The sequence below is a fragment of the Duganella aquatilis genome (genome assembly GCF_009674565.1).
Classification (GTDB): domain Bacteria; phylum Pseudomonadota; class Gammaproteobacteria; order Burkholderiales; family Burkholderiaceae_D; genus Rugamonas; species Rugamonas aquatilis.
Genome location: NZ_WKJL01000055.1, coordinates 1 through 8,496, shown reverse-complemented (window position 1 = coordinate 8,496; position 8,496 = coordinate 1). Strand labels below are relative to the sequence as shown.

Genomic DNA, 8,496 nt, shown 5'->3' with positions numbered 1-8,496 from the left:
CCGGCGTCGGCGGCTGGCAGCGGCGTGGCGGCGGCGGCCGGCTGATTGAAGGCCGCCACCAGGGCCAGCATGTCGGCCACCGGATCGGCGGCCTGCGCGGCCTGGGCGTCGCTGTTGTCGCTGTCGGCGCTGCTGCTGTCGCTGGAAGAGGCGGTCTTGGCGGGCGCCGGCGCCGGCGCGGCGGCGCTGTCATTGCTGCTGGCTTGCGGTGCCGGGGCGTCGTCGTCATTCTGCTGCTTGGCCGGCGCGGCTTGCTGCTTGGGCGCGGAGGCGCGCGAGGCGTTCGGACGCTCGGCGGCCTTGGCCGGCTGATTGCTGCTGGCGCTGTTGGCCTGGCGCTGATCCATCTCGCGCGACAGGGCCTGCTTGAAGGCGTTGTTGTCGCCGCCGGCGCTCAGGTTCAGGTTGACTTTGGGCGCGGCCACTGCATTGGCGGTGAGGTTGGGAAGCTGAAGAGTGTTCGTTTGCATGTTTCGCGCCGTATGAGTGAGTTAATGCGTCATCGTTTGTAGTAGGCCTGCCTTGCCGCGTGCTCGTCCATTGCTTTCTGGTCGCGCTTGTTTTCCAGCTTGAGCGCCGCGGCGTCGGCGCGGTCGTTCAGGGTGGAATAGGACATGCGCTTGCGCTCGCTGTTCTGCCAGGCGGTTTTTTCCTGGGTGCTGCGGTGTTCCGCATGCCGTATCATTTCCAGCTGGCCGCGGATCGCCACTTCCAGCTTTTCAATAAAGGCCACGAAGTTGCGGTACGCCATGGGCGTGATGCCGGCCTGCTGCGCCGCTTCGAAACGCTTGACGTATTCCTCGCGGAAGCCGACCAGCATTTCGTGTTTCTGCTTGGCCTCGTCCACGGCTTTCAGGGCGATACCCAGCCGCTTGGCGGCATCGTCGGTGTCGCGCCGCGCCAGGTCCATCAGGGTTTCTAATTGCGCTTTGGAAGCCATGGTGACAATTATAAGTAGCGTGCTGCCCGGTCAATCAGTCGAATAGAGAGGTCAATTGCCCCAAACTCTCGCCCATGGTGACCCGTTCCGTGATTTGTTGCTGTAAGAAATTTTCTATCCGATCATGCGATTGGATAGCCTGGTCCAGCACCGGGTCGGTGCCGGCGGCATAGGCGCCGACGCTGATCAGGTCGCGGCTGCGCTCGAAACGCGAGAACAGCTGCTTGAGCTGACGGGCCTTGGTCTGGTGCTCGTGCGAGGTGATCGAGTGCATGGCGCGGCTGATCGACTGTTCGATGTCGATGGCCGGGTAGTGGCCGGCCTCGGCCAGGCGGCGGTTCAGCACGATGTGGCCGTCCAGGATCGCCCGCGCCGAGTCGGCGATCGGGTCCTGCTGGTCGTCGCCCTCGGTCAGCACGGTGTAGAAGGCGGTGATCGAGCCGCCGCCCAGTTCGCCGTTGCCGGCGCGTTCGACCAGCACCGGCAGCTTGGCGAACACCGATGGCGGATAGCCCTTGGTGGCCGGCGGTTCGCCGATCGCCAGCGCGATCTCGCGCTGCGCCATGGCGTAGCGGGTCAGCGAATCCATGATCAGCAGCACATTCTGGCCCTTGTCGCGGAAGTGCTCGGCGATCGCGGTGCTGTAGGCCGCGCCTTGCAGGCGCATCAGCGGCGGCGTGTCGGCCGGGGCCGCCACCACCACCGAGCGCGCCAGGCCGTCCTCGCCGAGGATCTGCTCGATGAATTCCTTGACCTCGCGGCCCCGCTCGCCGATCAGGCCGACCACGATGACGTCGGCCTCGGTGTAACGCGCCATCATGCCCAGCAACACCGACTTGCCGACGCCGGAGCCGGCGAACAGACCCATGCGCTGGCCACGGCCGACGGTCAGCATGGCGTTGATGCAGCGCACGCCGACGTCCAGCGTTTCGACGATGGGCGCGCGGCCCAGCGGGTTGGCGGGGCGGGTGTTGATGGGAGCGCTGTCGATGGCGTTGATGGGGCCGAGGCCGTCCAGCGGGCGGCCGGCGGCGTCCACCACGCGGCCCAGCAGTTCCGGACCGACCGGCAGGTGGCGCGCGCGGTCGCTGGGGCGGCGGCGCGGATGGGCCACGGTGCCCGGCTTGGGGATGGCCGGCTCGACCGGGAACACGCGGGTGCCCGGCACCACGCCTTCGACGTCGGACTGCGGCATCAGGAACAGCTTGTCGCCCTCGAAGCCGACCACTTCGGCCTCGATCTTGCCGCCGCTGGGCAGCGGCACGGTGCAGGCGGCGCCGACCGCCAGGCGCAGACCGACCGCTTCCATGACCAGGCCGGCGACGCGCGTGACGCGGCCCGAGACCTGCATCGGCTCGACAAAGTTGAGCACTTCGGCGCAATCGTTGAGATAGGTTTTCCAGCGGCCCGCGTGCGGGTTGGCGACGGCGTCCATGGTCAGCCCAGCCAGTCCACTTCTTTGCCGAGCGCGTGGCTCAGGCGCTGCCAGCGCGCGGCGGCGGTGGCGTCGATGGTGTTGCTGGCGGTGTCGACCTTGCAGCCGCCGCGGCCGACCGACGGGTCCTCGACCACGCGCCAGCCGCCCTTGTCCAGTTCCTCGCCGATGCCGGCGCGCACGGTGGCGGCGTCGTCCGGATGCAGCACCAGCAGGGCGGGCTGCTGCAATACCGGCAGGTATTCGATGGCGTCGCGCACGATCGGCAGGATCAGTTCCGGCTTGACCTGCAGCGCGCTCTTCAGCATGCCCTTGGCCAGCTGCAGCGCCAGGTCCAGCACCTCGTTGGCGATCAGCTGGTCGGCGTCGCGCAGCGCGTTGCTGAAATTGTCGGCCAGCACGCGCACCTGTTGCAGTTCCTCGCGCGTGGCTTGCTTGCCGGCCTCGATGGCGTCGGCATGGCCGGCCTCGTGGCCCTCGTCATAGCCTTCCTTGCGCGAGGCTTCGCGGATGGCTTCCAGTTCCTCGACGGTCGGGTATTCGATGGGCGGCGGCAGCGGCGGCCCCATTTCCATCTGTTCCTGCTGCGCCTGCAAGGCTTCGTGCACGCGCTGCTGCGCTTCCAGGCGGGCGTTCTCGGCGTCGATCTCGCGCTGTTCGGCTTCGCGCAGCGCGACCGTGCTGGGACGCTCGTCGCCAAACGAGGTCATCTCCCAGCGCTTGAACGCCGGCTGCGCTTCTTTGCTGTGAATAGCCATTAAACGAAGGAATCCTCACCTTTGCCACCAAGCACGATCTGACCTTCGTCGGCCAGGCGGCGCACGATTTGCAGAATTTGCTTTTGCTGGGTTTCCACTTCCGACAGGCGCACCGGACCCTTGGACTCCAGGTCCTCGCGCATCATTTCCGAGGCGCGCGCCGACATGTTCTTGAAGATCTTGTCGCGCAGTTCCTGCGACGCGCCCTTCAGCGCGATGATCAGCATTTCCGACTGCACTTCGCGCAGCAGCAACTGGATGCCGCGGTCGTCGATGTCGATCAGGTTGTCGAACACGAACATCTCGTCCATGATTTTCTGCGCCATGTCGTTGTCGTAGTTCTTGATGTTGTCCATGACCGAGCTTTCCTGCTCGCCGGACATGAAGTTGAGAATCTCGGCCGCCGCGCGGACGCCGCCCAGCGTGGATTTCTTGATGTTTTCGTTACCCGACAGCAGCTTGGTCAGCACGTCGTTCAGCTCGCGCAGCGCGGCCGGCTGCACGCCGTCCAGCGTGGCGATGCGCAGCACGACGTCGTTGCGCAGGCGGTCGGTGAAGTTGCCGAGAATCTCGCAGGCCTGGTCGCGCTCCAGGTGGACCAGGATGGTGGCGATGATCTGCGGGTGCTCGTTGCGGATCAGCTCGGCCACGGATTGCGAATCCATCCATTTCAGCGACTCGATGCCGGAGGCGTCCTTGCCGCCCAGAATCCGCGACAGCAGCACCGACGCCTTGTCGTCGCCCAGCGCCTTGGTCAGCACCTGGCGGATGTACTCGTCGGAGTCCAGGCCCACGGTGGACGCGGCCGCGACCATGTCGCGGAAGTTGTCCAGCGTGCCGACCACTTCCTCGTGCGGCACGTTCTTCATGGTGGCCATCGCCGCGCCCAGCTTCAGCACTTCGCGCGGGCCGAGGAACTTCATCACCTCGGCAGCCTCGGTTTCGCCCATCGCCAGCATCAGGATGGCGGCTTTTTGCAGTCCGGTATTCTCAGTCATTGGCGCCTATCCATTCCTTAATCACGTTGGCCACGATGCGTGGGTCTTCCACCGCCAGTTTCTTGGCCATGGCCAGGTTTTCGCGGTAACCACGCGCGGTGTTTTCTTCCATTTTGCGCAACTCTTCTTCGGCGATGAGGGCCTCGTCCGGACCTTCCTCGACTTCTTCTTCCGGCACTTCCGGTTCCGGTTCCGGCGCGTTGATCTCGTCGATTTTCTTGAACACCGGGCGCATCATCGGACGCACGATGCGCATCACAATGTACAGCAGGATCAGGGCGGTGATCAGGAACTTGGCCAGATCCTTGGCCATCGGCAAGTTGGCCGGATCGCGCCACCAGTCCGGCGGCGGTTCGAACGGCTTGTCGACGCCGTCGAACGGCGAGTTGGCGACGCTGACGGCGTCGCCGCGGTCCTGGTTGTAGCCCATGGCCTGCTTGACCAGATCATTGATCTTGGCCATCTCTTCAGGAGTATAGGCTTTTACCGTGACTTTGCCGTCCTTATCGATCAGGCGCTTGTAGTTGACCACCACCGCCACCGTCATGCGGCGCAGGCCGCCCATGCCGCGCTGCTCGTAGCGCACGGTCTTGTCGACTTCGTAATTGGTGGTCGATTCCTTGTGGCTAGGCGTGCCGGCGCCGGCGCCGTTGGCGGGCAGGGCGCCCGGCGGCGTGCCGGGGGCCGGCGCGTTGGGGCCGTTGGCGGCCGCGGTCTGGGTCAGCGGCGCGGTGGCGGTGCCCGGCGGCTGGTTCGACAGCGCGCCCGGAATGCCGCCCGGATTGGCGTTGCCGCCGCCGCCCGAGGTTTCGCTGCTCTGCTGGCTGCGGATGGCCGAGGCCGCTGGCGGCGAGTTCGGCTTGTAGTTCTCGGACGCCTGCTCGATCTGGGCGAAGTCGACGTCGGCCACCGCTTCGGCGCGCACATTGCCTTCGCCGACGATGGGGATGACGATCGACTCTACCTGCTTGATGACCTGGGTCTGCAAATCCTTGACGTATTTCAGCTGCTGCTCGTCGAGCTTGGCGTTGACGCCGTTGCCGGGCTTGTTCTGGTCGGAAATCAGGTTGCCGGCCTGGTCGACCACGGTGACGTTGGCCGGCAGCAGATCCGGCACGCTGGAGGCGACCAGGTGGACGATGGCGCCGGTTTGTTGCTGGTCCAGCATGCGGTTCGGGTGCAGCGTGACGATCACCGAGGCGGTCGGCTTCTGCTGGTCGCGCACGAACACGGACGGTTTCGGCAGCGCCAGGTGGACGCGGGCGTTTTCGACCGGCGCCAGCGACATCACGGAGCGCGCCAGTTCGCCTTCCAGCGCGCGCTGGTAATTGACCTGTTCGAGGAACTGGGACACGCCCAGCTTCTGGTTTTCCATCAGCTCGAAGCCGACGTTGCCGCCTTTCGGCAGGCCTTGGGCGGCCAGCTTGAGGCGGATGTCGTGCACCTGGTCGGTCGGCACCAGGATGGCGGTGCCGTTGTCCGAGAACTTGTGCTTGACGTTCATCTTGTCCAGCTCGGCCGTGATGGCGCCGCCGTCGCGGTCGGTATAGTTGGAGAACAGCACCGCGTAATCCGGCGGTTTGTTCCACAGCCACAGGCCGATCAGGATGGCGACAACCGCCGCGGCGCCGGCGGCGCGCAGGAAGTTGCGGCCCATCGGCGTCTGGATGAAGGGCAGTTTCTCGGCGCCGTCGTCTGGCGCGCCTGCTGTGGCGTTATCGATTTCTTCCGCTACGGCCATGATGGTTGGGTCCCGAATACGAGGGTTCTTGAAGGAATGCCGCCATTATTGCTTGTAACCTGGAAATTCAATACCCCGAACAGCGTGCCATTTACGGTCCTGCTCGATGCTGGGGGCTGGTGTTGCCATTGGTATTCTGTCAGCACTGATAAAGGCGTTCCGTATTGTAACGCCAGGCTCGGATACCTCGTGGAGATTATTTCACGAAAGCAATAACAGGAGAAGCAATGATTACAGGTGGAATAGACAGCAGCCAGATCCAGTCGATGATCGCGCAGCTGAAGGCCCACGCCACGCGGCCGGGCCTGACGCCGCCGGTCATCCAGACCGAGCCGGCGGCCGTGCCGAAGGCGGATTTTTCGGATGCGCTGAAAAAGTCGCTGGACGCGGTCAACGCCAGCCAGGTGGACGCCGACGGCATGAGCAAGAAATTCGCGATGGGGGACGACAGCGTCAGCCTGTCGGACGTGATGATCGCCCAGCAAAAGGCCAGCATCAACTTCCAGGCCACGCTACAGGTGCGCAACAAGCTGGTGTCGGCCTATCACGACATCATGAACATGCAGGTATAGAGCTCCGGGGTCAGGTCCTTCATTTCTACACGAGCTGGGCTGTAGCGTGCGCTACAGCCCAGCTCGTGTAGAAATGAAGGACCTGACCCCGGAGGTTAGCTGAGACCGGCGATGCGGGCGTTGCGTTCGCGTTCCAGCTTGGTGATGTAGCGTTGCACGGCGGCCAGTGCGCCGCGCGGGATGTTGATGAACTCGCAACCCAGGCGGCGGTTGGTTTTGTTGTTCAGCAGCGTCAGGTCCAGCGCGTTGCGCACTTGCAGCGCGGTCGCCACCGGGCCGATTTCCGGCAGCTCGATGCGGCAGTCCGGATAGTCCTTGCCAATGGCGTTCCCCAAAATCATTTTATTGTCGAGGATGGAGATGCCGCCGCAGCTGATGTCGGCCAGCGGGAAGGTGGTCGGGCCGCCCAGTTCCGCCGGCAGCGGGATCAGCACCCGCACCGGATTGGTCACCGGCGTGGCGATGCGGTAGTACTCGCGGCGCTGCAGGCGGATCAGCGAGGCCGGGATGGCGATCCGGAACGCCGGATTGCCTTCAAAGGTGGTGGCTTCCACCTGGTCGGCGGCAAACAGGATGCGCACCTTGTCCAGCGTGGTTTCAAACGACACCCGGCGCGACGCCAGCACGCGCTTGTTCTGCTCCTGGTCGATCGAACAGTCGAGGTAGACGGCGTCGGCCGCTTCGTCGACATCCAGGATCGAGGTCACGCAGACGTCGGACTCGCCCTTGATCAGCATGCGGATCAACTGGTTTTTCTCGCCAATGCCACGCAGCAGGGCAAAAATCTCCCGCCGCGATTCGACTTCAAAGTCGTGCCAGTTTTCCAATTCCGCATCCTGAAAGTGTGGGTACATCTGTTACCAGTCGAGTCAAATTTCGGTCAAAGGGATACTGGTGTCCGGTGCGGGCGGCAGGGGATTGCCAGACTTTTGCGCTGCTTCAATATGATATAGCCACGCTAATAGTTCCGCAATCGTACGATACAGCATTGGTGGAATTTGTTGATCAAGGTCAACATCCATGAGCAGCGAGACAAGCTCCTTGGACTCGTGGATGGCGACGCCGGCCTCCTGGGCGACGTGGATGATCTGCTCGGCCACCAGGCCGCGGCCCTTGGCCACCACTTTCGGCGCGGGCTGGCCGGTGTCGTAGGCCAGGGCCACTGCCTGCGGCAGCGGCCGGCGCGGGGTGTCGTCGCTCATGCGCCGTCCTCGCGGGTGATGCTGAGCGACGACAGCGGCGCGCCGGCGGCCTGCATCGCGCCTTCCAGCTGGCCGGCCCAGGCGCGCAGCGTGGCGGCGCTGTCGTCGCTGCCGGTCTGGACCTGGATGTGGACCTGGTCGCCGATCAGCGTCACCGCCGCCGACACCGCGCCCAACAGCGGCAGCCGGAAGCGCACGCCGCTGCGCCAGATCTGGTCCGGCTCGCCCTCGGCGTCGCCGCCGCCGCCGCCGCCCTGGCCGCCTTCGCGCTGGTCGCGCCGCACTTCCCACTGCATCTCCTGGCCCGGCCAGGCCTGGCCGTTCCACAGCACGCGGTTCTGCTCCTGCGTGTGCAGCTGCTGGTTGACCATCTGCGCCGCGCTCAGGTCGGGACCGCTGGTGGCGGCGCGGGCCGCTGTTTCATTGCCTTGCTGGAGCAGGCGCTGCATCTGCGGTTCGCGCATCAGCTCGGCCAGCGGGCGGTCGCCCTTGACCCATTCGGCCACGTGCGATTCATAGAACAGGCCGCTCTTGGAGATGGTGTCCTGCAGCTTTTGCGCCAGCTCGCCGGTGTCCGGCGCGGCGTTGCCGAACAGCGCGGTCTTGCCGATCAGCGCCAGTTGCGAGGTCTGGCCGGCCTGCGCCGTACTCAGCAGCGTGGTCAGGGCGCGGGCGGCGCTGCTCAGCACCGGCTGCGGCGTGTTGGCGCCCAGTTCGGGCAGTTCGTGGGCCGGGATCAGCGGCGCCTTGCCCAGCAGGGTGGCGGCCAGGCTTTGCGGTTTGACGGCGTCGGCCGGGACGGCGGCGCCGGCCTCGCCGGCGCTCAGCGTGGCGGCGGCCTGGGCTGCCG

The 8,496-nt window shown here is 65.4% G+C and carries 9 protein-coding genes and 1 pseudogene; 1 reads left to right on the top strand and 9 read right to left on the bottom strand.

What is annotated here, in order from left to right; genetic code table 11:
• From GJ698_RS29995 to fliF, 6 genes and pseudogenes are all read right to left on the bottom strand, one after another.
• Positions 1–470 (bottom strand): annotated as a pseudogene (locus GJ698_RS29995) (flagellar hook-length control protein FliK); the annotation flags it as partial.
• A 29-nt stretch (positions 471–499) separates the two neighbouring features.
• Entirely contained in the window at positions 500–940 is a 441-nt protein-coding gene (gene fliJ, locus GJ698_RS29990; RefSeq protein ID WP_154361517.1) for a flagellar export protein FliJ, read from the bottom strand.
• Between the two features lie 34 nt (positions 941–974).
• Entirely contained in the window at positions 975–2,375 is a 1,401-nt protein-coding gene (fliI, locus tag GJ698_RS29985) for a flagellar protein export ATPase FliI (RefSeq protein WP_154361516.1), read from the bottom strand.
• Between the two features lie 2 nt (positions 2,376–2,377).
• Entirely contained in the window at positions 2,378–3,133 is a 756-nt protein-coding gene (locus GJ698_RS29980; RefSeq protein ID WP_154361515.1) for a flagellar assembly protein FliH, read from the bottom strand.
• Positions 3,133–4,131 carry a flagellar motor switch protein FliG gene (fliG, locus tag GJ698_RS29975; RefSeq protein ID WP_072781382.1) on the bottom strand — a complete coding sequence of 333 codons (999 nt, stop codon included), beginning with the start codon at positions 4,129–4,131 and terminating at the stop codon, positions 3,133–3,135. The genes GJ698_RS29980 and fliG overlap by 1 nt, the downstream gene beginning before the upstream one ends.
• Complete coding sequence (fliF, locus tag GJ698_RS29970) at positions 4,124–5,872, bottom strand: flagellar basal-body MS-ring/collar protein FliF (protein ID WP_154361514.1); 1,749 nt, start codon at positions 5,870–5,872, stop codon at positions 4,124–4,126. Before fliF ends, fliG begins: the two co-directional genes overlap by 8 nt.
• A 227-nt stretch (positions 5,873–6,099) precedes the next feature.
• Here fliF and fliE point away from each other — a divergent pair, with 227 nt between their 5' ends.
• Positions 6,100–6,444, top strand: a complete 345-nt coding sequence (fliE, locus tag GJ698_RS29965; RefSeq protein WP_154361513.1) for a flagellar hook-basal body complex protein FliE — start codon at positions 6,100–6,102, stop codon at positions 6,442–6,444.
• A gap of 95 nt (positions 6,445–6,539) precedes the next feature.
• On the opposite strand, the gene GJ698_RS29960 is transcribed toward fliE, so the two are convergent.
• From GJ698_RS29960 to fliK, 3 genes are all read right to left on the bottom strand, one after another.
• Positions 6,540–7,298 carry a flagellar brake protein gene (locus GJ698_RS29960; RefSeq protein WP_154361512.1) on the bottom strand — a complete coding sequence of 253 codons (759 nt, stop codon included), beginning with the start codon at positions 7,296–7,298 and terminating at the stop codon, positions 6,540–6,542.
• Positions 7,299–7,313: 15 nt separating this feature from the next.
• Complete coding sequence (locus GJ698_RS29955) at positions 7,314–7,646, bottom strand: EscU/YscU/HrcU family type III secretion system export apparatus switch protein (protein WP_154361511.1); 333 nt, start codon at positions 7,644–7,646, stop codon at positions 7,314–7,316.
• A partial coding sequence (fliK, locus tag GJ698_RS29950) for a flagellar hook-length control protein FliK (RefSeq protein WP_166454970.1) occupies positions 7,643–8,496 on the bottom strand: 854 nt, incomplete at its 5' end. The genes GJ698_RS29955 and fliK, both read right to left, overlap by 4 nt.

Coding starts and splice junctions, on each gene's coding strand:
- fliI (WP_154361516.1), bottom strand. CDS start 2,375: ATGGACGCCGTCGCCAACCCGCACGCGGGCCGCTGGAAAACCTATCTC.
- GJ698_RS29960 (WP_154361512.1), bottom strand. CDS start 7,298: ATGTACCCACACTTTCAGGATGCGGAATTGGAAAACTGGCACGACTTT.
- fliE (WP_154361513.1), top strand. CDS start 6,100: ATGATTACAGGTGGAATAGACAGCAGCCAGATCCAGTCGATGATCGCG.
- fliJ (WP_154361517.1), bottom strand. CDS start 940: ATGGCTTCCAAAGCGCAATTAGAAACCCTGATGGACCTGGCGCGGCGC.
- fliG (WP_072781382.1), bottom strand. CDS start 4,131: ATGACTGAGAATACCGGACTGCAAAAAGCCGCCATCCTGATGCTGGCG.
- GJ698_RS29955 (WP_154361511.1), bottom strand. CDS start 7,646: ATGAGCGACGACACCCCGCGCCGGCCGCTGCCGCAGGCAGTGGCCCTG.
- fliF (WP_154361514.1), bottom strand. CDS start 5,872: ATGGCCGTAGCGGAAGAAATCGATAACGCCACAGCAGGCGCGCCAGAC.
- GJ698_RS29980 (WP_154361515.1), bottom strand. CDS start 3,133: ATGGCTATTCACAGCAAAGAAGCGCAGCCGGCGTTCAAGCGCTGGGAG.